Origin of the sequence: Dietzia sp. Die43, from assembly GCF_024519835.1 — a bacterium.
Classification (GTDB): domain Bacteria; phylum Actinomycetota; class Actinomycetes; order Mycobacteriales; family Mycobacteriaceae; genus Dietzia; species Dietzia kunjamensis.
The window spans coordinates 23,255-45,952 of record NZ_JALJRF010000016.1 but is presented as its reverse complement, the minus strand read 5'-3'; the positions used below and the strand labels follow the sequence as shown (position 1 = coordinate 45,952).

Genomic DNA, 22,698 nt, shown 5'->3' with positions numbered 1-22,698 from the left:
CTCAGCGCGCGGCGCGGGCCATCGCCCGCGGCGCGTCATAGCGGTAGAAGCCGTGGCCGCTCTTCTTGCCGAGCCTGCCCGCCTCCACCATCCGCAGCAGCAGCGGGGGCGGCGAGTACAGCGGCTCGGCGAACTCGGTGTACATCGAGTCGGCGATCGACTTGATGGTGTCCAGGCCGACGAGGTCTGCCAGGGTGAGCGGCCCCATGGGGTGGGCGCAGCCCAGGACCATGGCCTTGTCGATGTCCTCCGGGGTGGCGAACCCGGACTCCGCCATCCGGATGGCGGAGAGCAGGTATGGCACGAGCAGGGCGTTGACCACGGCCCCGGCGCGGTCGGCGGAGTGGACGACCTGTTTGCCCAGGACCTGCTCGGCGAACGCCTGTGCCCTGTCCCGGGCCGCGGCCCCGGTCTCGAGGGTGCTCACCAGCTCGACGAGCGGGAGCACGGGAACCGGGTGGAAGAAGTGCATACCGATCACGCGCTCGGGCCGGGCGGTGCACGTGCCGAGCTTCATGATGGGGATCGACGAGGTGTTGGAGGCCAGGACGGCGTCGGGGTCGGTGACGACCGCGTCGAGTTCGCGGAACACGGCGGTCTTGGTGTCGGTGTCCTCGACGATCGCCTCGATGACCAGCTGCCGATCGACGAAGTCGCCGAGGTCGGTGGTGAAACGCAACCGCAGGGCGGCTTGCTCACGCTCGCGGGCGGTGATCTTGCCGGAGGACACTCCCCGGTCCAGGGAGTCGAGGATGCGGGCGCGGCCGCTGGTGGTCAGCTCCCGGGTGGACTCCCAGACGAGGACGTCGAGATGCGCGCGGGCGCACACCTCGGCGACGCCGGCGCCCATCTGTCCGGCGCCCACCACGCCGACGCGGGTGATCCGCCCCGGGTCGGCGCCGTCGCGGGAGCTGTTCATCTGTCCAGGGTCCTTCGGGAGGAGGGAACTTGAGGGTGGAGACACCACCGGGGGCCGGGCCGCCTCGTCGAGACGGCCGCGGCCCCCGGTGTGTTCACGCTGTTGCTGCGTCGACCGTGTGTGGTCGACCAGTGGTCAGTGGAACTGACCCTCCTCGGTGGAGCCCTTCAGCGCCGCGGTGGACGTGTTGGGGTCGACCGTGGTGGCGATGCGGTCGAAGTAGCCTGCGCCGACCTCGCGCTGGTGCTTGACGGCGGTGAAGCCACGCTCCTCGGCGGCCTTGAACTCGCGCTGCTGCAGCTCGACGAACGCCGTCATCTGGTTGCGGGCGTAGCCGTGGGCCAGATCGAACATGCCGTAGTTGAGCGAGTGGAAGCCGGCCAGGGTGATGAACTGGAACTTGAAGCCCATCGCGCCGAGCTCCTTCTGGAACTTGGCGATGGTCTCGTCGTCCAGGTTCGCCTTCCAGTTGAAGGAGGGCGAGCAGTTGTAGGCCAGGAGCTGGTCCGGGAACTCGGCCTTGACGCCCTCGGCGAACTTCTTGGCGTACTCGAGATCCGGGGTGCCGGTCTCCATCCAGATCATGTCGGCGAACGGGGCGTAGGCCTTCGCGCGCTCGATGCACGGCTCGATGCCGTTCTTGACGTGGTAGAAGCCCTCGGCGGTGCGCTCACCGGTGATGAACGGGCGGTCACGCTCGTCCACATCGGAGGTGATGAGGGTCGCGGCCTCGGCGTCGGTGCGCGCGATGATCACGGACGGCACGTTGGCGACGTCCGAGGCGAGGCGGGCCGAGGTCAGGGTGCGGATGTGCTGGTTGGTCGGGATCAGCACCTTGCCACCGAGGTGGCCGCACTTCTTCTCCGACGCGAGCTGGTCCTCCCAGTGCACACCGGCGGCACCGGCGTTGATCATGGCCTTCTGCAGCTCGTAGGCGTTCAGGGCGCCACCGAAGCCGGCCTCGGCGTCGGCCACGATCGGGGCGAGCCAGTTCTCGACCGAGGTGTCACCCTCGATGCGGGCGATCTCGTCGGCACGCAGCAGGGCGTTGTTGATGCGGCGGACGACGGTCGGGACCGAGTTGGCCGGGTACAGCGACTGGTCCGGGTAGGTGTGGCCCGAGAGGTTGGCGTCGCCGGCGACCTGCCAGCCGGAGAGGTACACGGCCTCGAGGCCGGCACGGATCTGCTGGACGGCCTGGTTACCCGTCAGGGCGCCGAGGGAGTTGACGAAGTCCTTGTTGTTGACCTTGTCCCAGAGGATCTCCGCGCCACGACGGGCGAGGGTGTGCTCCTCGACGACGGTGCCCTGCAGCTCCGCGACCTGCTCGGCCGTGTAGTTGCGGGTGATGCCCTTCCAGCGGGGGTTGGTGTCCCAGTCCTGCTGGATCTCTTCAGCGGTACGTGCCTTGCCGATGTTCGACATCGCGACTCTTTTCTGTCTCGGGGGCGGGTCCGGATTCGCACTCTTGCGAGTTACGGCCCCTTACGCCAGACACAATGCCACATGGCAGGCAGCGCGTCTACCTGCGACAAGTGCGAATGTGGCGAGTTTCTTTGCCTTCTTTGCAAAGTTTGCGAAGATTGTGGGGCTCGCCACGGACCTCGGAGGGAAAGCCGATGACGGCCTCACATATGGGATCGCGACTCCGCCGACTGCGCGAGGAGAACGGCCTGACCCAGGCCGCCTTCGCGCAGTCGCTCGGCTTGTCGTCGTCGTACCTCAACCAACTCGAGAAGGACGCCCGCCCCGTCACCTCCCGGGTCCTGGTGAAGATCTCCGAGGTCTACGGCGTGGACTCCGCGTTCTTCGCCTCGGATTCGGACACCCGGCTCATCGCGGCGGTCACCGAGGCGCTCACCGACACGCAGCTCTCCGCCGAGGTCCCGGCCGCCGAGGTGGTCGACCTCGTCCGCGCGCACCCCGCGCTCGCCCGTGCCTTCATGCTCCTGCACCAGCGCTACCGCAACTCCGCGGACCTGCTCGCCGCGCTGACCGAGACCCGCAACGTCCCGGACACCTCGGTCGACCGCTCGGTGCTGTCCATGCCGCACGAGGAGGTGCGGGACTACTTCTACCAACGGCAGAACTACATCGACTCCCTCGACACCGCCGCCGAGGATCTCACCACCCGCATCCGGCTCAACCGTGGCGACGTCCGCGCCGAGCTCGAACACCGCCTGGCCGAGGCCCACGGGGTCCGCATCGCCCGCCGCGTCGACCTGCCCGACGGGCTGTGGCACCGCTACTCCACCGAGGACCGCCGTCTCGACCTGTCCGCCCACCTCACGCCCGGCCAGCAGGCGTTCCGCGTGGCCTCCGAGCTGGCCTTCCTCGAGCACCGCGACCTGCTCGACAGCCTCGTCGAGGAGGGTTCGTTCAGCTCCCCCGCCGCCGTCGCGCTCGCGCTGCGCGGCCTGGCCAGCTACTTCGCCGCCGCCGTGCTCATGCCCTACCAGCGCTTCCTCGACACCGCCGAGGACTTCCGCTACGACGTGGAGCGGCTCATGGCCTTCCACGCCACCGGCTACGAGACGGTGTGTCACCGCCTGTCGACCCTGCAGCGACCGGGCGCGGCCGGGGTGCCGTTCAGCTTCGTGCGCGTCGACCGCGCCGGCAACATGTCCAAGCGGCAGTCCGCGACCGGGTTCCACTTCACGACCTCCGGTGGCACGTGCCCGCTGTGGAACATCTACGAGTCGTTCTCGTTCCCCGGCAAGATCATGCGGCAGGTCGCGCAGATGCCCGACGGCCGCCTCCACCTGTGGGTCTCGCGCACCGTCACCACCCGTCCGATGCGTTTCGGCCAGCCGCGCAAGACGTTCGCCATCGGCCTGGGCTGCGAGGCCCGCCACGCCCACCGGACCGTGTACGCGCAGGGCCTCGACCTCGACGACGTCGACGCCGCCACCAAGATCGGCTCCGGCTGCCGCATGTGCGACCGCCCCGCGTGCCCGCAGCGGGCCTTCCCGCCGCTCAACCACGCGCTGCGGGTGGACGCCCACCGGTCCTCGCTCTCGCCGTATCTCCTCGACCAACCGTCCGCCCCCGGCGGGACCGCTGGCCTACCCTGACGGCCATGAGCCAGCCCCACGAGAGCAGCGACAGCCACGACGGCACCGCCGCGCAGGTCCCCCGCATCCGGCCCGGCGGCTTCCGAGAGCTCGGCCCGTTCGGCTGGGCCGTCAACCGGCTCGGTGCACGCGTCACCGGCTCGCGCGACGTGAACCTCTTCGCCACCCTCGGCCACGCCCGCCGGCTCTTCCCCGCGTGGCTCGCCTACTCCGGGATGATGATGCCGTTCGGCGTGCTGGACCGCCGCACCACCGAGCTGGTCATCCTGCGCGTCGCGCACCTGCGGGGCAGCGCGTACGAGCGGGCCCACCACGAGCGGATCGGCGCGGGCGTGGGTCTCGACGACGACGAGATCACCCGCACGACAGCCGACCCCGCCACCGCCGGGTGGCCGAACCGGCTGCGTGTGCTGTTGACCGCAGTCGACGAGCTGGTGCTGACCAAGGACATCTCCGCCGACACGTGGGCCGGGCTCTCGTCGCACCTCGGCTCGTCCGAACTGGTGGGGCTGGTGCAGTTGGTGGCGCAGTACGACGGGTTGGCCACGTCGCTGCACGCACTCCGGGTCCAGCCGGACCGCCCCCGCTGACCCGCCGCGCCTGACCCCGCCGCGGCCTGCTCCACCCCGCGGCCTGTTCCACCCCGCGGCTCCCGCGATCCGCCCCTCTCCCGCGATCCGCCCCCCGGATCACGGTTCGCCCTCCGGCCCCCGGACGCGGGTTGGATTCCGAGGGGCGGATCGGGCCTCAGCCGAGTGCAGCGGGTTCGGCCGAGTACAGCGGGCTCCGTCCGGTCGGCTCCGGCGGGCTCAGCGGAGTTCGTACGCCCGCCGGGCCGGAGCAGGGGCGCCGCTCAGCCCGCGTCGACGCAGGGCAGGCAGACGCTGGCCCGGGCATCGAGCTCCATCGACATCGTCCGCCCCGCCGGTACGGTCACCGGCTGGCCCTGGACCGAGCACGCGAAATCGGCGCCATTGAGGTTCTCGATGGTGATCTCCGTGTGCGTGCACCGCACCCGCACGTGCGTACCCCGCACCGTCAACCGGAAGGTCAGTCCCGTCCACTCCGCGGGCACCCGCGGGTCGAACGAGATCTCGCCCCGGTAGTCGCGCATCCCGCCGAACCCGCTGACGAGGGCCGACCACACCCCGCCGGTGGAGGCCACGTGGATGCCGTCGGCGGCGTTGCCGTGCACGTCGGCCAGATCCACCACGAGCGCCTTGGAGAAGTGCTCGAAGGCCTCGTCGCAGTAGCCGATCTCGGCGGCGATGATCGACTGGACCACGGCGGACAGTGTCGAGTCGCCGGTGGTCAACGGGTCGTAGTACTCGAAGTTCGCCCGCTTCTCCTCCTCGGTGAACTCGTCTCCGCGCAGGAACATCGCCAGCACCACGTCCGCCTGCTTGAGGACCTGGTGCCGGTAGATCACCAGCGGGTGGAAGTGCAGGAGCAGTGGCCGGCGGGGATCCTCGAGGTCCTGGTCCCAGACCTCCTTCGCGAGGAAGTCCTGGTCCTGAGGATGGACCTTCAGATCCTCGTTGAACGCGATCACCATGTTCTCGGCGGCACGCCGCCATTCGCTGGTCTCGTCGTCGCGCAGCTTGAGCCGCCGGCAGACGGCCTCCCACTGGCCGTCACCCAACGCCGCGATCCGCTTGCAGGCCATCGCGGCGGCCACGAGGTTGAACCGGGCCATGGCGTTGGTGAACAGGTTGTTGTCCACGACGGTCGTGTACTCGTCCGGCCCGGTCACGCCGTGGATGTGGAACATGCCGTCGCCGTCGAAGAAGCCGAGCGAGACCCACATCCGCGCGGTCTCGACCAGCACGTCCACGCCCTCGCGGATCATGAAGTCCTGGTCCTCGGTGGCCCACATGTATTTGACCATGGCGTGCGCGATGTCCGCGTTGATGTGGTACTGGGCGGTGCCGGCCTCGTAGTACGCCGACGCCTCCTCACCGTTGATGGTCCGCCACGGGTAGAGGGCGCCGTTCACGGAGAGGTATTTGGCCCGGTTCCGCGCCTTGTCGAGCATGTTGTAACGGAAGCGCAGGGCGTTACGCGCGAACCGCGGCATGGTGTACGTCAGGAACGGCAGGACGTACGTCTCGGTGTCCCAGAAGTAGTGGCCGGAGTAGCCGCTTCCGGTGACGCCCTTGGCGGCGATGCCGTTGTACTCGGCCCGCGCCGAGGCCTGGGCCAGCTGGAAGAGGTTGAACCGGATGGTCTGCTGCGTCTCCGCGGGCCCCTCCACCTCGACGTCGGCGCGATCCCAGAAGTGGTCGTACCAGTCCCGCTGGGTGCGGTGCAGGTCCTCGACCCCGCGCACGCGGGCCCGTCCCAGGGTGCGCGAGCACCGGTCCGCCAGCTCGCTCGCGGGAACCACCTCGGAGGTGTGGTACGCGGCCAGTTTGGTCAGCTTGAGTACCCGTCCCGGCGTGACGTGGGCGTGGTAGACGATCTTCGAGGAGTCGTCGTCGATCTCGTGGCTCATGGCCACGTCGTCCTCGGTCTCGAGCAGGTGGTCCACGGCGACGGCGATCGTCATGCCCGAGTTGGTGCACCGGTACCCGTGCACGTGGTACCCGCCCTGGTCCTCGGCGACCTGGGGGTCGAGCACCCGGTGCTCGAGCCCCTCGGCCCGGCGGGGGTCGAAGCCCTCTGCCGGGGCGCTGGCGTCCGCGGCGGAGCTGTATTCGTTCTCGCCGTCCTGCCGGTTGAGGACCTGCGAGGAGATCACCACGGGGGCGGGCTCGTCCGGGAGCTCGATCTCGTACGTCATCACCGCGAGGTGCTTCTCCACCATCGACACCATCCGGCTGGTGCGGATGACGACCTTCTTCCCGGCGGGGGTGCGCCACACGATCTCCCGACGCAGCACCCCGTCCCGGAAGTCGATGCTGCGCTCGTAGTGTTCGAGGTCGGCCACGGATAGCCGGAGCGGTTCGTCGTCGACGTAGATGCGGATGGTCTTGGTGTCGGGGGCCTGGATCATCGTCTGGCCCTCGCGGGCGAGCCCGTAGGCGTCCTCGGCGTGCTGGATGTGCCACGTCTCGTGGAAGCCGTTGACGAAGGTGCCGTGCTGGGCGGAGTCGCGCCCCTCCTCCGGGTTGCCACGCATGCCCAGGTAGCCGTTCGCCACCGCGAACTGCGTCTCGGACACCCCGAGCGGCGACGCGTTCGGACGGGTCTCGACCCAACGCCACGGGTCGGCGGGGTGGGTGGAGCGGTTGATCTCGGGGACCTCGAGGTGGCTCCGGAGGTTCACGCCGTAGGTGGTGCGGATGTTGCCGGGCACGGACTGGCCGACGGTGTCGTGGACCGGTCCTCGGGAGAAGGGGATACGGGTCACCGGTTCGCCTCCGTCAGTCCGGGGATGAGCTCGGCCAGGTCGACGACGACGAGGTCGGCGCCCTCCGCGAGCAGGGTCTCACGCCCGGCTCCGCGGTCCACACCGACCACGCGCGCGAACCCGCCGGCGGCGCCGGCCTGCACTCCGGAGACGGCGTCCTCGATCACCACGCAGCGGTCCGCGGGCACACCGAGCAGCTCGGCACCCCGCAGGTACGTGTCGGGGCGGGGCTTGCCGGGGATCGAATCGGCGGCGGCGACCAGTCCGTCGACGATCACCTCGAAACGGTCCCGCAGTCCGGCCGCGGTGAGCACGGCCTCGGCGTTCTTGGAACTGGAGACCACGCAGGAGGCGATGCCGGCGGCGTCGAGGGCGTCGAGGTAGGCCACCGACCCGGGGTAGGCCTCGATGCCCTCGTCGAGCAGCTCACGGAAGATCACGTTCTTGCGCAGACCGAGCCCGTGGACCGTGTCCGCGTCTGGACCGGCCTCGTCGTCGTCGTCGCCCTCGGGCAGGGTGAGGCCCCGCGCGGCGAGCATCGACGCGATGCCCTCCACCCGCGGCTTGCCGTCTATGTAACGGAAGTAGTCCTCATCCGAGTACGGGTCGATCCCCCGGGCGTCGAAGTAGGTGGTGAACATCCGATTCCACGCCTGCATGTGCTTCTCGGCCGTCGGGGTGATGACCCCGTCGAGGTCGAAGAGCACGGCGTCCACACCGTCATGGTCCATAGCGTTGTCCTATTTCCGGGTAGGTTTCCGGGTCGGGGTGGTCGTCCGGGTGCCGATCGGGCTCGTCCGGTGACGGACCAAGGCTAGTCCCACCCGGCGATTTCCACTGCTTCCCCCCGCCCGGGCGCCGCCCCCGACTTCGGGCCCCCCGGGGCGGTCGGCGTCGACTACCGGGCGGCGGCGCGCGCGGACTTGATGCACAGAACCGGCGGGCCCGGTGGCACTATGAGGGGTAACCGAAAGACAAAGGAGAGAGATGCGCCTCCGCACCAGCACCCCCCGCCGCGTCGCGATCGCCGGCCTCGCGCTGGCCACCGCGGCTGCTCTCACGGCCTGTTCGTCGGACGAGGAGGACCCCCGGGGCGGCGAGCCCACGAGCGAGACCCAGAACTCGGAGACCGTGGCTCAGTCCGCGCCGCAGGCGCCCGTGGAGGAACTCGTCCTGTCGGAGGGCGAGGCGCCCGGTGGTGGCGTCGTCCAGGTCGTCGACCGTCAGCTGCTGCAGGAGGCGGTGGACAAGCTCGTCGCCGACCAGGGCCGCCAGCTCATGGAGGACCCGGCGTGCGACAAGGTCTCGCGCCTGGAGACCGTCTCCAACCACGCCACCACCGATGGGGTGACCGCCGCCGTCCGCTACAAGCAGTCGGAGGACGACGAGACCGAGCACCGCTTCGGCATCGGCATGGTGGGCGAGCGGCTCGACGAGTTCATGGACCGCTCCCTCTACGAGGCGTGCACCACCTCGCGCAGCGCCGCCAACCCGAACGTCGAGCTGAACATGACGGTCACCGACGCCCCGGCCATCGACGGCACCGAGGGCTTCCGGGTCACCAGCGACTTCATCACGACGCGGCCGGACGGCACGCGCGCACTGAGCCGGGCCATCGCCATCCACGGTTTCGCCCGCGACACCACCGTGAGTGTCGAGTACGCGGCCCGCGGCGACGACCCGGCGGCGGACCCCGTCCTGCCGACCGCGGCCGGCGCCCTGGACGCGATCTACGTCGCGCAGATGGAGAAGATCCTCAACGCCGAGTAGTCGCCCGGCACACTGCGGCGGGCCCCCGACGAGAAGACCGTTTCCGCGCACGTCCCCCGAGAGGGAGGTGTGCGGAAACGGTCTTCTCGTTGCGGGGACGGGCCCGGGGCCGGGGGCCGGGCGGAGCGCCAGACGCCGGCGGACCCGGTGCCGGGCCCGCCGCAGGCTGTCAGAGGTTGATCATGTGGCCGCCGATGCCCTCGACGGCCTCCTTCATGGCCTCGGACAGGGTCGGGTGCGTGTGCACGTTGCGGGCGATATCCTCGGCGGTGAGGTCCCACATCTGCGCCAAGGTCAGCTCGGGCAGCAGTTCGGAGACGTCGGGGCCGATGAGGTGGGCGCCCAGCAGCTCGCCGTGCGTGCCGTCGGCGACGACCTTGACGAACCCGGTCGCGTGACCGAGCCCGTGGGCCTTGCCGTTGGCCGAGAACGGGAACTTGCCGACCTTGACGTCGTAGCCCTCGTCCTTCGCCTGGGCCTCGGTCAGCCCGAACGAGGCGACCTGCGGCTGGCAGAAGGTGGCGCGCGGCATCATGCGGTAGTCGCCCAGCGTCTGGGTCTCGGCGCCGGCCATGGTCTCGGCCGCCACCACGCCCTGGGCCTCGGCGACGTGCGCCAGCTGCAGCTTGGCGGTGACGTCGCCGAGCGCGTAGATGCCGTCGACGTTGGTCCGCATGTTGTCGTCGATGTCGATCGCGCCGCGGTCGGTCAGCTCGACGCCGGTGTTCTCCAGCCCGTAGCCCTCGACCCGCGGGGCGAACCCGACGGCCATGAGCACCTTGTCGACGGTGACGGTCCGGGTGTCCTCGCCGTCCTTGGACTCGATCTCCACCTCGACCGAATCGCCGTTGTCGCTGATCGAGGTGGTCTTGTGGCCGGTGAGGAGCGTGATGCCGAGCTTCTTGTAGTGCTTGGCGATCTCCTTGGAGACCTCCTCATCCTCGTTCGGCAGCAGCCGATCCATGAACTCGACGATCGTGACGTCGACGCCGTAGGCGTTCATCACGTACGCGAACTCCATGCCGATCGCCCCCGCGCCGACGACGACGATCGAGTCGGGCAGGTCGCGCGTGAGGATCTGTTCCTCGTAGCCCACCACGTTCTCGCTGAACTCGATCCCGGGAAGCGTCTTGACCACGGAACCGGTCGCGATGATGCAGTTGTCGAAGGTGTACTCCGTGCCGTCGACCTCGATCGTCTTGGCGTCGGTGAACTTCCCGAAGCCGTCGATCTCCGTGATCTTGTTCTTCTTCATGAGGAAGTGGACGCCCTTGACGATGCTGTCCGAGACCTTACGGCTGCGGTCGAACGCGGCGCCGAAGTCGAAGCTCACGTCCCCGGAGATACCGAAGAGCTTGCCGTCGCGCTGGACGGTGTTGGCCAGCTCCGCGTTGCGCAGGAGGGCCTTGGAGGGGATACATCCGACGTTGAGGCATACGCCGCCCCAGTACTTCTCCTCGACGACGGCCACCTTGAGGCCGAGCTGCGAGGCGCGGATGGCGGCGACGTAGCCACCGGGGCCCGCGCCGAGGACGATGAGATCGTAATGAGTGTCAGCCACGACACTCAGGGTAGCGCTCCCGGCGGAACCGGAACGGCGGAGCGGGCCGGAACTGCACCCGAAATGACCAACGCCGCCCCCTCCGTGTGGAGAAGGCGGCGCGGCCGCTCGCGTGAGCGAGGATCAGGACAGGTTGCCCAGGACCGACTTGAGGGCGGTGGCGACCAGCTCGCCGATGGTCTCGGCGATCGTGTCGGTGATGTTGCCGGTGGCGCTGTCGCCGCTGAGGGAGCCGGACTCGCCGGAACCGGTGCTGAGGAGGTCGGTGATGGAACCCATTGTGTGTATCTCCGTTTATTGAAATGCACTCCCGCGTTGGTCGGGAATGGCCGGGTCAGTCGACCCGCGGCTACGGAAGATACTACTGACCTCACGAACGCGTAACAAGAGCCTGTGAACATCCGACGTGGGTTTCGGTCTGTTCGCTTGATCACGTGCATCATCGAGTGCATGACCGACACCGTGATCTCCGACCCGTTCCTCCACCTCGAGGCAGTCGACTCCCCCGAGGCGCTCGGATGGGTGCGGGACCGCAGCGCCCGGACGGTCGCCGATCTCGCCGCCGGAGATCATGCCGAAGCCGCGCATTCCCGCGCCCTGGAGATCCTCGACGCCACCGATCGGATCGCGTGGCCGGTCCTGCGCGGCCGGTACGCCTACACGCTGTGGAAGGACGGTGACCACCCCCGCGGGCTGTGGCGCCGGGTGCCGTGGACCGTGCTGGCCGACGGGGCACCGGGGGTCGACCACCCGGCCTGGGAGACGCTCGTCGACGTGGGGGCCCTCGCCGAGGAGGAGGGCGTCAACTGGGTGTACTCCGGCACGGTCGTGCGCCGTCCCGTCGACGACCGGGCGCTCCTGCGGTTGTCCCGCGGGGGCGCGGACGCCGTGGAGGTCCGTGAGTACGACCTGACCGAGCGCCGCTTCATCACCGCCGGGGAGGGGGCGTTCCACCTGCCCGAGGCCAAGTGCTCGGTGTCCTGGGTGGACCGCGACACCGTGCTGCTCACCGCGCCGCTGGACCCGGACGGCTCCGACGCCACCGACTCGGGGTACGCGCGCGTGGTGCGGCTCTGGCGTCGCGGGACCGACCCCGCCCAGGCCCCGGTGATCTTCGAGGGACGCCGTGACGACGTCGCGGTGGGCGCCTCGCACGACCCCGTCACCGGACGGTTCCTCGCCAGCCGGGCGCCCGACTTCCACACCTCGCAGGAGGTGTTCTGGACCCCGGGCACCGACCCCGCCTCCACCACACCGCTCGCGGTGCCCGTACCCGAGGACTGTGACGTCACCTCGTGCGGCGACTGGCTCATGCTGCGCCCCCGCACCGATCTGGAGATCGCCGGCCGCTCCCACCCCGGCGGGTCGGTGCTGGTCGTGCCGTGGGACGCCGTCGACGCCGAGCCGGGCCGGCTGCCGGATCCGGTCGTGCTGTTCTCCCCCACCCCGTCCACGACCGTGGAAGACGTCACCTGGGGCCGAGGCCGGATCCTGCTTACCGTCCTCGACGACACCGAGTCGCGGATCGACGCGTTCTCCCTCCCCGACACCGCCGACGGCGAGTGGTCCCCGTTGCCCGTCGAGGGCCTGCCGGAGCACGTCTCGGTCGACGTACTGTCCTGCGACCGACTCTCCGGGATGGACGACGACCCGGTATCAGGAGCCGCACCCGGCTCAGCCGCACCCAGCTCAGCCGTACCCACCCACGCGGGCGAGCGCCCACACCCCGACGACGCGGTGCTCGCGGTCTCCGGGCCGGTCGTCCCGCCGTCGCTGGTCCTGCTCCGGGCGGACGGCAGCACCACCACCCTCGGCTCGACGCCGCACCGGTTCGACTCCTCCGGGATCGAGGTCACCCGCCACACCGCCGTGAGTGACGACGGCACCGAGGTGCCCTACACGGTCATGCGCGGGCCCGGCCCCGCCGGACCACGTCCGACCATCCTCTACGGCTACGGCGGGTTCGAGGTGTCCATGCGCCCCGCCTACGCCGCCCTGCGCGGCGCGCTGTGGCTCGAGGAGGGCGGGGTGTACGTCGTGGCGGGGATCCGCGGCGGCGGCGAGTACGGGCCGTCGTGGCACCGCGCCGCCGTACGGGAGAAGCGTCCCCGGGCGTTCGAGGACTTCGCGTCCGTGGCCCGCGCCCTCGTCGAGGAGGGCGTGACGACCCGCGATCAGCTCGGGGCGACCGGCGGGTCCAACGGCGGCCTGCTCATGGGAGTCATGCTCACCCGCTACCCGGAGCTCTTCGGTGCCCTCGCGATCGCTGTGCCCCTGCTGGACATGAAGCGCTACCACCTGCTCCTGGCCGGAGCGTCGTGGATGGCCGAGTACGGGGACCCGGACTCCGCCGACTGGGACGACTTCCTGGGTGCCTACTCCCCGTACCAGCACATCCGGCCCGCCTCGGAGGTCCGCTACCCGCCGGTCCTCATGACCACCTCGACCCGGGACGACCGCGTCCATCCGGGCCACGCCCGCAAGATGACCGCCGCCCTGGAGGACGCGGGACACGAGGTCCAGTACTACGAGAACATCGAGGGCGGGCACGCCGGCGCCGCGGACAACTCCCAGGAGGCCCGGAAGGCGGTCCTCACCTACGAGTTCTTCAGGCGTCGACTACCTCGTCGTCGTCCCCACCAGGGGTGACGGCACCCACCTCCCGGTCGATCCACGCCAACACCCGGGCGACCACCTCGGCGGGGCGGCGCGCCCACGCGTTGTGGCCCAGCGCCTCCGGCTCCAGCTCCAGCGTCGTCCGCGCCGTGGGAAGCATGGCCAGGAGGTTCCGCGCCGCGCCGGCCGGGGCCAGAGGGTCGTCGGCGATCGCCACCGCCAGCGCCGGCACGGTGACCCGCGCGAGGCCTGCCGGGTAGTCGAGGTCCGCCCGGGCCGGCTGCATGACGCCGCGCCCGGCGAGCCGGGACCAGTCGCGGACCCGGTCGGCCGGGATCCTCCCCTGCGCGCCGAAGAACTGGCCCGGCACGTGCCCGGACAGCCAGGCCAGCGTCGGGAGGATGACCGACGCGGCGCGAAGCTTGTGCCCGAAGGAACCCGGGAATCCCCGGTGGAACGGTGACTGTGCGGCCACGGCGATCAGGCCCACGACCCGCGGGTCGTGGCGGGCGAGGTGGTAGACGCCGATCTGCGCGCCCATGCTGTGGCCGAGCAGCACGACGGACCGCGCGCCGAGACGCTGCTCCATCGCGTCCAACGCGAGCGGGACGTCCTCGGCGGCGCTCTCGTGGTAGCCGGCCGGGCCGCTGCGACGCCCGATGCGGTAGGTGCTCTCACCCTGACCGCGGAGCTCGGTGATCGCGACGTCGACGCCCTCGGCCGCCAACGCGCGGGCGAGGGGGAGGTAGTACCGGGCGCCGACGGCGATGCCCGGCAGCACCAGGATCGCGGGCCGGCCCTCGTCCCGCCGAGCCGTCTCGACGATCAGCAGCGGACTCGTGCTGCCGTCCGAGTGCTGCAGCTCCACCCGCTGCGGGTCCTCCATCGTGGTCATGTGTACAGGATGCCGGACTGCACTCCGGTCTGCCCGGCCGCCCCTGGATACGACGAACCCCGCACCACCGGTCGTCGGTGGTGCGGGGTTCGTGGTGGTGCGGGCGACGCGTGCGACGCCCTGCCTCACGGGATCAGGCTCAGCCCCAGCTGGCGCCCATGGCGCGACCCATCATCGGCCAGGACTGCTTGAGGTCGTCCTCCCAGTAGCCCCACGAGTGCGTGCCGTTGGGCGCGAAGTCGAAGTGGGCCGGGATGCCGAGCTCGCCGAAGCGGCGGGCGAGGTTGGCCGTGCAGTACTGGGTGGCCGCCTCGATGACGCCGCCGACGATCGCCTGGTTGGCGAGCGCCGGGATGCTGTTGCGCAGACGCCAGTTCTCGAGCGACTCGTGCGGCCCGGGCAGGCCGTTGCCGGTCGAGATGAACATCGCGGGGAGCTGGTTGTTCTTCATCTGCTCCTGGAAGCGGAAGGCACCCCAGACCGGGTCGTTGTCGAACCAGTTGTTGGTCCCCGTGCGGGGCTCGCCCGGGAACGGGCCCCACATGTTGTCGAGGTTCGCGCCGCCGCGCATGCCGGTGACGATGTTGATGAACTGGTAGCCGATCGGGGTCGACGTCTCGGCACAACCCGAGTACGAGCCGATGGCCTGGAACCTGCCCGGGTGCTTCTGCGCGATCGTCAGGACCGAGGTCGCGGTCATGGAGATCGCGGCGAGGCCACGCTTCCGGCCCTCGTAGTTGCCGCCGTAGCGGCCCTCGAAGAGGTTCGGGAGCTCCTCGGCGAGGAAGGTCTCGAACGCCATCGGACGGTCGGTCTCGCGGGCGAAGCGGGTCTGGACGTTGGGATCGTGGCGCTGCCAGTCCGTGTAGTAGGAGAAGGCGCCGCCGATCGGGGTGACGGTCCACGCGTCCTTGTCGGACATGAACTTCTTGACGTCGGACTGCGCCTGCCAGGTGGCCGAGTCCTCGCCGCCGCCCGCGCCGTTGATCAGGTACAGCACCGGCGCCCCGGCGTTGCCGTCACGCGGCGGCTGGACGATGTTGGGGACCTCGATCGCCATCTCGTCCGACCACACCGAGACGATCATGCGACCGTCGGGCAGCTTGGTCTCGACGACCTTGTTCGCGGCCGTGGCCTTGGTGTACTGGATGCTTCCGCCCTGGGCCTGGGCCGTGCCCGTGGCGACGACGGGGACCATGGCCGCAGCGAGGGCCGCTGTCGCGACCTTCGTGCCGAACCGCTTCACTGAACGCATATTTCGACGCCTTACATTCTCGTTGTTCACAGACGGACCCGGGCACTGTTGCTGAGAACGCTAACCCGATTCCAAGTAGTCACACAAGTCCCACTAGACACACTAGTACCACTAAGGTGCTCGCAAGACTTGAGTATCGCGCCCGCGGGGCACCGTCCGAGGTTCCCACATCCACGCGATCCGTGGGAAACCGCGGAGCCGGCCGGAGCGGCTCACATCAACATTATCGGCCCGTCCCCTACCCGTGTTACCGATATGAACGAATCCATATCTGGCGCCGCCACACCTCGGCCGCCGAGAGGGAGCCCCATGGGCCCGAGACGCGAGAGAGGGCCCCGAGCCGCAGCCCGGAGCCCTCCTCGAGTCAGTCGTCCGACTCAGGCCTTCATGAAGCCCGAGTCGATCGCCTTCTGGAAGTCGCCACCGACGAAGTAGCCGACAGCCTTGACCAGGTTGTTGACGTTGCCGAGCAGCTTGCCGCCCAGGTCGAGCAGGCCGCCGGTGTTGAGCAGGCCATTCTCGCCGCCGATGGAGCCGAGGTCGATACCCATGTGTTTCTCCTTGAGAGTGCAATCCGGAAAGTCCGGATCAGATTCGAAGTTTGAGGTGGCCGCGACAACAGCGGCCGCACCTAGAGGCCCGACTAACTCAGGCCAGCTAGGCTATCAGGCGTCGGTGACCGGGCCCGTGGCGTCGGCGGCGGCGCTGCCCAGGTCTCCGAGGCCGATGCCCGTGAGCGCGTCGCCCAGGCCGTCGCCCGTCAGCGAGCCGGTCAGGCCGACGATGCCACTGATGGCGTTGGTGACCGCGGTGAGCGCGGCGCTGATCGCGCTGAAGTCAGGCATGTGTTTCTCCCTTTTACTGTGATGTCGCCCCGCCTCGGGGCCCTGGGTAAGGTTAACCTAAGTTGCGCCGATGTCAATCGTGACGCGCGTCTCAGGTACGCCTCTTGACGCTGGCCAGGCACCTACTCTGGGCCCGTGTCCTAGGTCACTGTAACCCACCGAGGCTTAAGAAGACTCATTAATCGAGCAGCTTTCAGAGAATTTCCTTCACACGTCACCCCGGGGCCTCCTCCCGCTTGTGAGCACCATCCCGACGTCACCCGTAGTTCACCCTCGAGGCCCCCGGCGCACGGGCGCAGCTCGCCCCGACCCGCACCCCGGAGACAACGACGAAGCGGCCCGCGCGAGGGAGAATCGCGCGGGCCGCATTCATTCCGTCGGGGCAGTCGCCTCCCCGGACGGGGCTCATGTCACTGCAGGAAGCCTCCTGTCAGCGCCTCCTGGAAGTCACCGCCGGTGAAGTACGCCAGGCCGGAGAACATGTCCCCGAACGCGCCGAGGAAGTCGTTGAGGAAGCCCAGTGCGCCACTGACGCCGGCAAGGGATCCGAACTCGGGGAAAGTCATCGTCTGCTCCTAGATGTGTACTGGTGTGTGGTGAGTGGGTCGTGACGGCTATCCGGCGCTGATGCTGGTGATCGCGTCGACGAAGTCGTTGACCCCACCCTCGCCACCCAGGGACCCGGTGAAGAAGATGACGGCGCCGAGGATGTCGGTGATTCCGCCGAAGAGGTCGGACAATTGACCGAAGTTGGGCATGGGGGTCTCCGTTCTCAGTGTGATCCGGCGCCCTCCGAGGCGCCTGGAACAGACACTAAGGCGGCATTTCAGCAGCCACCAGAGACGAAACCGTTCCTTAACCGCAGGTCACGAACGCTTTACGCGAGAAGGTTCACGTGACCGCCGTGTTACAACGGCCGTGGCCCGCACCGGATCTCCGGTGCGGGCCACGGCCGCGTGCTGGGATGGGCTACATCAGAAGCCCATGCCGCCCATCTCGTCGCCACCCGGCATGGCGGGCGCGGCGGGCTCGGGCTTGTCGGCCACGACGGCCTCGGTGGTGAGGAACAGCGCGGCGATCGACGCGGCGTTCTGCAGCGCCGAGCGGGTCACCTTGACCGGGTCGTTGATGCCGGCCTTGAGCAGGTCCTCGTAGCCGCCGGTGGCGGCGTTCAGGCCCTCGGCGCCCGGCAGGTTGCGGACCTTCTCGGCCACGACGCCCGGCTCGAGGCCGGCGTTGTGGGCGATCTGCTTGAGCGGGGCGCTGAGCGCGAACTTGACGATGTTCGCGCCGGTGGCCTCCTCGCCCTCGAGGGACAGACCATCGATGGCGACCTCGGACTTGACCAGGGCGACGCCGCCGCCGGCGACGATGCCCTCCTCGACGGCCGCCTTCGCGTTGCGCACGGCGTCCTCGATGCGGTGCTTGCGCTCCTTGAGCTCGACCTCGGTGGCCGCGCCCGCCTTGATGACGGCGACGCCGCCGGCGAGCTTGGCGAGGCGCTCCTGGAGCTTCTCGCGGTCGTAGTCGGAGTCCGAGTTCTCGATCTCGGCGCGGATCTGGTTGACCCGACCCTCGATCTGACCCTGGTCCCCGGCACCCTCGACGATGGTGGTCTCGTCCTTGGTCACGACGACCTTGCGGGCCTTACCGAGCATGGAGATGTCGGCGGTCTCGAGCGAGAGGCCGACCTCCTCGGAGATGACCTGGCCACCGGTGAGGATGGCGATGTCCTGCAGCATGGCCTTGCGGCGGTCACCGAAGCCCGGGGCCTTGACGGCGACGGACTTGAAGGTGCCGCGGATCTTGTTCACGACCAGGGTCGACAGGGCCTCGCCCTCGACGTCCTCGGCGATGATGAGCAGCGACTTGTTCTCGCCGATGACCTTCTCCAGCAGCGGGAGCAGGTCCTTGACGGTGGACACCTTGCCGGAGACCAGCAGGACGTACGGATCCTCCATGACCGCCTCCTGGCGCTCCGGATCCGTCTGGAAGTACTGCGAGATGTAGCCCTTGTCGAAGCGCATGCCCTCGGTGAGCTCGAGGTCCAGACCGAAGGTCTGGGACTCCTCGACCGTGATCACGCCCTCCTTGCCGACCTTGTCCATGGCCTGGGCGATGAGCTCGCCGATGGCCGGGTCGCCGGCGGAGATCCCCGCGGTGGCGGCGATCTGCTCCTTGGTCTCGATCTCCGTGGCGGAGTCGATCAGGTGCTTGGTGACGGCCTCGACGGCCTTCTCGATGCCGCGCTTGATGCCCATGGGGTTGGCACCGGCGGCGACGTTGCGCAGGCCCTCGCGCACGAGCGCCTGGGCGAGGACGGTGGCGGTGGTGGTTCCGTCGCCGGCGACGTCGTCGGTCTTCTTGGCGACCTCCTTGACCAGCTCGGCGCCGATCTTCTCGTACGGCTCCTCGAGCTCGATCTCCTTGGCGATGGAGACGCCGTCGTTGGTGATCGTGGGGGCGCCCCACTTCTTCTCCAGCACGACGTTGCGGCCCTTGGGGCCGAGCGTGACCTTGACGGCGTCGGCGAGCTGGTTGAGACCGCTCTCCAGGCCGCGCCGGGCCTCTTCGTCGAACGCGATCATCTTTGCCATGGGGTGAATCATCCTCCGGGTATGGGGTGACACGCGTGTGGTCAGCGTCGGTGCCCGCGACGGACGGTGCGGACCGTGTCGGATCCGCGCCTCACCTTGCGACCTCGGTTCTCAGATCTTGCTGGCACTCAGGGTAGCCGAGTGCCAATCGCTTTTCTAGCACTCGCCCCCGACGAGTGCAAAGGCCCGGACGGCTGATTCGCGCTCGGCGAACGACCCTCATGCCGCCCGGCCCTGCCCTACCATCGAGACGCCGTCCCACCCGTTCGCCCGAAAGGCTCGTCAATGCCCACCGAACCCGCCGCAGCAGGCGCCATCGAGAGCTCCATCGAGATCGACGCCCCGCCGGCCCGGGTCTGGGAGGTCATCTCCGAGGTCCGCAACGCCACCCAGTGGAGCAGCCAGGCCTGGAAGATCTTCCCCCTCGGCGGCCGCACCGCCAAGGGCACGTGGGCACTGAACCTCAACAAGCGCGGGCCGCTCCTGTGGCCCACGACCAGCCGTGTGGTGGAGTTCGAGCCCGGCCGCCGGTTCGCCAACCGCATCACCGAGAACACCACCATCTGGGTCTTCGACCTCGAGCCGACCCCCGCCGGCGGCACCCTCCTCACCGAGCGCAGGGAGGTCCCGGACGGGCTGACCTTCATCTCCCGATTCCTCACCGACAAGGTGTTCGGAGGACAGAAGTCGTTCACCAGCGAGCTGGACCGGGGCGTGTCCACCTCCCTGCAGCGGATCAAGGCGCTCGCCGAGCGGAGCTGAGGCCGGGATGGCCCGGGCCGCCGCGGCCCTCATCGCGGGCTCGCTCGTCGCGTCGCTCTCCGGCTGCGCCCTGTGGTCGGGCGACGGCGACGACGTCGACGCCCCTGCCCGCGAGCAGCCCGGGCCCACCCTGGCCGCCGGCCCCCCGCCGGCGGACTGGCAGGACGTCCGCAGCCCCACCGGGCTCGTGTACTCGGTTCCGCCGGGGTGGGAGGTCGGGGACCCGTCCGGGGTCGACGACGACGCCGGCGACCCCGGATCGGACTGGGGATCGGGCTACGTCACCACCGCCAACGCCATCGCCGACCGTGGCTACTGCCGGCTCGGGGGCCTGAGCTTCCGGACCCTGGTCGGCATCAGCGCGACGGCACTGCCGGGCGAGGCGCGTGAACAAGCCGAATCGGCGTCCCGGGCCATGGCGGACTCGATCGACCGACGGTTCACCCAGGCCGGTGCCGACGTCCCCGTCCCCGATGCCCGCAGGATCGGGGTCTCGGGGGTGCCCGCCTGGTACGTCTCGCTGCGCGGCGAGGTGCGTCCCCCGCGCAACCACTGCACCCCGCCGACCATCCGCTTCGACACCATCGCGGTGTCCACGCGGGGCCCGGACGGCGCGCCGGCCTCACTGGTGTTCGTGCTCATGTCCGACGAGGGCGAGGCCGGCGTGCAGCCCACGGAGACGATCGACGCCGTGGTGGCGTCCCTGCGCTACGACATCTCGGTGTGACGCCACCCGGGCGCGGCCACCCGGTTCAGGCCGCGGTGGCGGAGTCTCGTCCGCCCGTCGCGGGATCGCCCCCGGCGGACGGTGCGATCACCTCGTCCGTCCGCGCGTCACGCGGCAAAAACTCCGCCCACCCCTGGTCGCAGCGGGCCCACGCCCAGCCGGCGTCCGCCGCGGCGTCGGCCGCGTCGACCGGGACGGTCCGTCGGCACACGGGGACGTCCGGCCCGTCCTTCGCCTGGATGAGCAGGCAGTCGCCAGACCGCTCGAAGCGGAAGCAGCGTTCGCCGTCGACCTCGAGCTCCAACCGGTCGCCGTCGATCAGGAGCTTGCCGATCAGCTGGCCCAGGAGTTCACGGGTGACCCACGGCAGCGTGCCGCGGGGTCGACCGCGCACCGCGTGGTCGGCGATCCCCGCGCCCACCATGGTGGGCCGACGGTGGACGTCGACATCGATGCGTTCGCGCGGGTCGGCCACCAGTCCCAGCTCGGGCGAGGTCACGCGGAGCTGGCGCGGGGCGGCGTACCGCATGACGGCGTTGACCACGAGCGGGCGGGTGATCACCTCGGGCCGGATGACCACGCCCACGCCGTCGAGTTCCGGGCGCGCACACAGGGCGCCGGTCTCGCCGATGGCGTCGGCTTCGGGGAACCGCTCCGACACCTCGTCGCACAGCGCCTGGAGGTCCGCGCGCACGTGTGCGGGCAACTCGTCGACGGAGGTGAGCTCGCGGAGTTCCTCCTCGGCAGGGGTGACGACGATCACAAAGCTACTCATGTGCACACCATACTTCATGCTGCGTTCACTTTCCGTTCATGTCGCCGAGTCGTGTCGGAGCGGGCAACTACTCTGTGCGCATGGCCGACTCCCCCGCGTTCGCTGACCCCCACGCCGATCTCGCCCCGCTCGCGGCCGCGGTCGCCGCCCAACTCGACCGGGCCCGGTCCGATCTCGCCGATCTCGTCGCCCTGCCGTCGGTGCACGACGCCGAGCCGGAGGCCTGCGCACAGGCCTGTGACCTCGTCCGCGGCCTGCTCACGGACCTGCCGATCCCGGGCCTGGGCCCGGACTCGGTCGAGGTGATCGAGACGTCCGACGGGTCGCGCGCGGTGTTCGCCCACCGCCCGGCCGCGCCCGGCCGCCCCACGGTGCTGCTCTACAGCCACTACGACGTCCAGCCCTCCGGGGATCCGGTCGAGTGGACGTCCTCGCCGTGGGAACTGACCGAGCGCGACGGCCGGTGGTACGGCCGCGGCGCCGCGGACTGCAAGGGAAACCTCGTCGTGCACCTCGCCGCCCTGCGCGCGCTCGCCGCCCTGGGTGACGACGACGAGGTCGGCGCGCCCGGAACGGACCCGCTGGACGGCCTGGGGATCCGACTCGTCGTGGAGGGCTCCGAGGAGACCGGCGGAGGGGGCCTGGACGATCTCGTGGCGTCGCGGCCCGACCTGGTGGCGGCGGAGGCGATCCTCATCGCCGATTCCGGGAACGTCTCGGTCGGCACCCCCACGCTCACGACCAGCCTCCGGGGGATCGCCAACCTCGTCGTCGTCGTCGACACCCTGGAGGCCGGTGTCCACTCCGGACAGTTCGGGGGCGCGGCGCCCGACGCGCTCGCCGCCCTCATCTCCATCCTCGCCTCGCTGCGCGACCCCGCCACCGGCGCCACGACCGTCGACGGCCTGGACTTCACCGGCGAGTGGGACGGGCAGGCCTACCCCGAAGAGACGTTCCGCGCCGACGCCGGGATCCTCGACGGGGTGGAGGTCTCCACGGCGGCCCCGCTCGCGGACCTGGTGTGGTCACGGCCCGCGGTGACCGTGCTGGGGATCGACTGCCCACCGGTCGAGGGGGCGATCGCCGCCGTCCAGCCCCGAGCCCGCGCCCTGGTCAACCTGCGCATTCCACCCGGGATCGACCCGGTCGAGGCGCAGCGGCTACTCACCGCGCACATCGAGCGGCGCAGGCCGTGGAACGCCCGGGTGACGGTGGAACCCGAGGCCGTCGGCCACCCGTTCCGCTCGGTGCCGGCGGGCGGCTCGGACCCGGTCCACGACCTGCTCTCGCAGTGCCTGGCGCAGGCCTACGGTGCGGAGGAGGTCGCCGTGGTCGGCTCCGGCGGATCGATCCCACTGTGCACCGCGCTGCAGCGGGCGCATCCCGACGCGAGCATCGCACTGTTCGGCGTCGAGGACCCCGCGGCCGCGATCCACTCCCCCGACGAGAGCGTCGACCCGCGGGAGATCGAGCGCATCGCACTGGCGGAGGCGGCGTTCCTGCAGCGCTACCGCTGAGCCCCCGGCCCGGCGAACCGGTAACAGTGTGAT

21 protein-coding genes are annotated in these 22,698 nt (G+C 69.9%); 7 read left to right on the top strand and 14 right to left on the bottom strand.

From position 1 onward, the window contains the following. Position 1: 1 nt before the first annotated feature. Together NR111_RS14010 and aceA are read right to left on the bottom strand one after the other, a co-directional pair. Complete coding sequence (locus NR111_RS14010; RefSeq protein WP_256821134.1) at positions 2-919, bottom strand: 3-hydroxybutyryl-CoA dehydrogenase; 918 nt, start codon at positions 917-919, stop codon at positions 2-4. A 135-nt stretch (positions 920-1,054) separates the two neighbouring features. Then, positions 1,055-2,344 carry an isocitrate lyase gene (gene aceA, locus NR111_RS14005; RefSeq protein ID WP_067717135.1) on the bottom strand — a complete coding sequence of 430 codons (1,290 nt, stop codon included), beginning with the start codon at positions 2,342-2,344 and terminating at the stop codon, positions 1,055-1,057. 194 nt (positions 2,345-2,538) lie between these two features. Here aceA and ramB point away from each other — a divergent pair, with 194 nt between their 5' ends. Both ramB and NR111_RS13995 read left to right on the top strand, forming a co-directional pair. Beyond that, positions 2,539-3,993, top strand: coding sequence for an acetate metabolism transcriptional regulator RamB (gene ramB, locus NR111_RS14000; RefSeq protein ID WP_067717137.1), 1,455 nt, complete (start codon positions 2,539-2,541; stop codon positions 3,991-3,993). 5 nt (positions 3,994-3,998) lie between these two features. Beyond that, on the top strand, positions 3,999-4,583 hold the full coding sequence (locus NR111_RS13995) for a carboxymuconolactone decarboxylase family protein (protein WP_182634014.1): 585 nt from the start codon (positions 3,999-4,001) through the stop codon (positions 4,581-4,583). Between the two features lie 263 nt (positions 4,584-4,846). Here the strand turns inward: NR111_RS13995 and NR111_RS13990 are convergent, their stop codons facing one another. Continuing rightward, positions 4,847-7,345 carry a glycoside hydrolase family 65 protein gene (locus NR111_RS13990; RefSeq protein WP_256821133.1) on the bottom strand — a complete coding sequence of 833 codons (2,499 nt, stop codon included), beginning with the start codon at positions 7,343-7,345 and terminating at the stop codon, positions 4,847-4,849. Then, on the bottom strand, positions 7,342-8,076 hold the full coding sequence (locus NR111_RS13985) for an HAD family phosphatase (RefSeq protein ID WP_256821132.1): 735 nt from the start codon (positions 8,074-8,076) through the stop codon (positions 7,342-7,344). The genes NR111_RS13990 and NR111_RS13985 overlap by 4 nt, the downstream gene beginning before the upstream one ends. 256 nt (positions 8,077-8,332) lie before the next feature. Between NR111_RS13985 and NR111_RS13980 the strand changes: the two genes are divergently transcribed. Then, a complete protein-coding gene (locus NR111_RS13980; RefSeq protein WP_256821131.1) occupies positions 8,333-9,115 on the top strand; it encodes a hypothetical protein in 783 nt (260 codons plus the stop codon). A 169-nt stretch (positions 9,116-9,284) separates the two neighbouring features. On the opposite strand, the gene lpdA is transcribed toward NR111_RS13980, so the two are convergent. Both lpdA and NR111_RS13970 read right to left on the bottom strand, forming a co-directional pair. After that, the gene (gene lpdA / locus NR111_RS13975; protein WP_206472791.1) at positions 9,285-10,676 is read right to left on the bottom strand and encodes a dihydrolipoyl dehydrogenase; all 1,392 of its coding nucleotides are present in this window, start codon (positions 10,674-10,676) and stop codon (positions 9,285-9,287) included. A 123-nt stretch (positions 10,677-10,799) separates the two neighbouring features. Continuing rightward, positions 10,800-10,955, bottom strand: coding sequence for a hypothetical protein (locus NR111_RS13970; RefSeq protein ID WP_256821130.1), 156 nt, complete (start codon positions 10,953-10,955; stop codon positions 10,800-10,802). A gap of 171 nt (positions 10,956-11,126) precedes the next feature. Between NR111_RS13970 and NR111_RS13965 the strand changes: the two genes are divergently transcribed. Next, the gene (locus tag NR111_RS13965) at positions 11,127-13,325 is read left to right on the top strand and encodes a prolyl oligopeptidase family protein (RefSeq protein WP_256821129.1); all 2,199 of its coding nucleotides are present in this window, start codon (positions 11,127-11,129) and stop codon (positions 13,323-13,325) included. Here the strand turns inward: NR111_RS13965 and NR111_RS13960 are convergent. From NR111_RS13960 to groL, 7 genes are all read right to left on the bottom strand, one after another. Further along, positions 13,285-14,187, bottom strand: a complete 903-nt coding sequence (locus NR111_RS13960; protein WP_256821128.1) for an alpha/beta fold hydrolase — start codon at positions 14,185-14,187, stop codon at positions 13,285-13,287. The genes NR111_RS13965 and NR111_RS13960 overlap by 41 nt on opposite strands. Positions 14,188-14,326: 139 nt before the next feature. Continuing rightward, on the bottom strand, positions 14,327-15,442 hold the full coding sequence (locus NR111_RS13955) for an alpha/beta hydrolase family protein (RefSeq protein WP_159147567.1): 1,116 nt from the start codon (positions 15,440-15,442) through the stop codon (positions 14,327-14,329). Between the two features lie 377 nt (positions 15,443-15,819). Next, entirely contained in the window at positions 15,820-15,993 is a 174-nt protein-coding gene (locus NR111_RS13950) for a hypothetical protein (RefSeq protein WP_182640278.1), read from the bottom strand. 114 nt (positions 15,994-16,107) lie between these two features. Next, positions 16,108-16,287 carry a hypothetical protein gene (locus tag NR111_RS13945; RefSeq protein ID WP_159147568.1) on the bottom strand — a complete coding sequence of 60 codons (180 nt, stop codon included), beginning with the start codon at positions 16,285-16,287 and terminating at the stop codon, positions 16,108-16,110. 410 nt (positions 16,288-16,697) lie between these two features. Next, positions 16,698-16,853 (bottom strand): hypothetical protein, encoded by a 156-nt coding sequence (locus NR111_RS13940; RefSeq protein WP_167507209.1) that lies wholly within the window; start codon positions 16,851-16,853, stop codon positions 16,698-16,700. 48 nt (positions 16,854-16,901) lie between these two features. Further along, positions 16,902-17,045, bottom strand: coding sequence for a hypothetical protein (locus NR111_RS13935; RefSeq protein WP_256821127.1), 144 nt, complete (start codon positions 17,043-17,045; stop codon positions 16,902-16,904). A 216-nt stretch (positions 17,046-17,261) separates the two neighbouring features. Then, a complete protein-coding gene (groL, locus tag NR111_RS13930; protein WP_120286075.1) occupies positions 17,262-18,884 on the bottom strand; it encodes a chaperonin GroEL in 1,623 nt (540 codons plus the stop codon). A 285-nt stretch (positions 18,885-19,169) separates the two neighbouring features. Here groL and NR111_RS13925 point away from each other — a divergent pair, with 285 nt between their 5' ends. Beyond that, entirely contained in the window at positions 19,170-19,646 is a 477-nt protein-coding gene (locus NR111_RS13925) for an SRPBCC family protein (protein ID WP_096906761.1), read from the top strand. Between the two features lie 7 nt (positions 19,647-19,653). Then, positions 19,654-20,373 carry a hypothetical protein gene (locus tag NR111_RS13920; protein ID WP_256821126.1) on the top strand — a complete coding sequence of 240 codons (720 nt, stop codon included), beginning with the start codon at positions 19,654-19,656 and terminating at the stop codon, positions 20,371-20,373. A gap of 25 nt (positions 20,374-20,398) precedes the next feature. Here NR111_RS13920 and NR111_RS13915 read toward each other — a convergent pair whose 3' ends face one another. After that, a complete protein-coding gene (locus NR111_RS13915) occupies positions 20,399-21,148 on the bottom strand; it encodes a hypothetical protein (protein WP_256821125.1) in 750 nt (249 codons plus the stop codon). An 80-nt stretch (positions 21,149-21,228) separates the two neighbouring features. Between NR111_RS13915 and NR111_RS13910 the strand changes: the two genes are divergently transcribed. Then, on the top strand, positions 21,229-22,665 hold the full coding sequence (locus NR111_RS13910) for a M20/M25/M40 family metallo-hydrolase (RefSeq protein ID WP_256821124.1): 1,437 nt from the start codon (positions 21,229-21,231) through the stop codon (positions 22,663-22,665). Positions 22,666-22,698: the final 33 nt, after the last annotated feature.

What these genes read in the sequence shown, in the direction of transcription:
- NR111_RS13995 (WP_182634014.1), top strand. Translation starts at nt 3,999, where the DNA reads ATGAGCCAGCCCCACGAGAGCAGCGACAGCCACGACGGCACCGCCGCG.
- NR111_RS13980 (WP_256821131.1), top strand. Translation starts at nt 8,333, where the DNA reads ATGCGCCTCCGCACCAGCACCCCCCGCCGCGTCGCGATCGCCGGCCTC.
- NR111_RS13985 (WP_256821132.1), bottom strand. Translation starts at nt 8,076, where the DNA reads ATGGACCATGACGGTGTGGACGCCGTGCTCTTCGACCTCGACGGGGTC.
- NR111_RS13915 (WP_256821125.1), bottom strand. Translation starts at nt 21,148, where the DNA reads ATGAGTAGCTTTGTGATCGTCGTCACCCCTGCCGAGGAGGAACTCCGC.
- NR111_RS13950 (WP_182640278.1), bottom strand. Translation starts at nt 15,993, where the DNA reads ATGGGTATCGACCTCGGCTCCATCGGCGGCGAGAATGGCCTGCTCAAC.
- NR111_RS13910 (WP_256821124.1), top strand. Translation starts at nt 21,229, where the DNA reads ATGGCCGACTCCCCCGCGTTCGCTGACCCCCACGCCGATCTCGCCCCG.
- NR111_RS14010 (WP_256821134.1), bottom strand. Translation starts at nt 919, where the DNA reads ATGAACAGCTCCCGCGACGGCGCCGACCCGGGGCGGATCACCCGCGTC.
- NR111_RS13920 (WP_256821126.1), top strand. Translation starts at nt 19,654, where the DNA reads ATGGCCCGGGCCGCCGCGGCCCTCATCGCGGGCTCGCTCGTCGCGTCG.
- groL (WP_120286075.1), bottom strand. Translation starts at nt 18,884, where the DNA reads ATGGCAAAGATGATCGCGTTCGACGAAGAGGCCCGGCGCGGCCTGGAG.
- NR111_RS13955 (WP_159147567.1), bottom strand. Translation starts at nt 15,442, where the DNA reads ATGCGTTCAGTGAAGCGGTTCGGCACGAAGGTCGCGACAGCGGCCCTC.
- NR111_RS13960 (WP_256821128.1), bottom strand. Translation starts at nt 14,187, where the DNA reads ATGACCACGATGGAGGACCCGCAGCGGGTGGAGCTGCAGCACTCGGAC.
- NR111_RS13940 (WP_167507209.1), bottom strand. Translation starts at nt 16,853, where the DNA reads ATGACTTTCCCCGAGTTCGGATCCCTTGCCGGCGTCAGTGGCGCACTG.
- NR111_RS13945 (WP_159147568.1), bottom strand. Translation starts at nt 16,287, where the DNA reads ATGCCTGACTTCAGCGCGATCAGCGCCGCGCTCACCGCGGTCACCAAC.
- NR111_RS13970 (WP_256821130.1), bottom strand. Translation starts at nt 10,955, where the DNA reads ATGGGTTCCATCACCGACCTCCTCAGCACCGGTTCCGGCGAGTCCGGC.
- ramB (WP_067717137.1), top strand. Translation starts at nt 2,539, where the DNA reads ATGACGGCCTCACATATGGGATCGCGACTCCGCCGACTGCGCGAGGAG.
- NR111_RS13965 (WP_256821129.1), top strand. Translation starts at nt 11,127, where the DNA reads ATGACCGACACCGTGATCTCCGACCCGTTCCTCCACCTCGAGGCAGTC.
- NR111_RS13935 (WP_256821127.1), bottom strand. Translation starts at nt 17,045, where the DNA reads ATGCCCAACTTCGGTCAATTGTCCGACCTCTTCGGCGGAATCACCGAC.
- aceA (WP_067717135.1), bottom strand. Translation starts at nt 2,344, where the DNA reads ATGTCGAACATCGGCAAGGCACGTACCGCTGAAGAGATCCAGCAGGAC.
- NR111_RS13925 (WP_096906761.1), top strand. Translation starts at nt 19,170, where the DNA reads ATGCCCACCGAACCCGCCGCAGCAGGCGCCATCGAGAGCTCCATCGAG.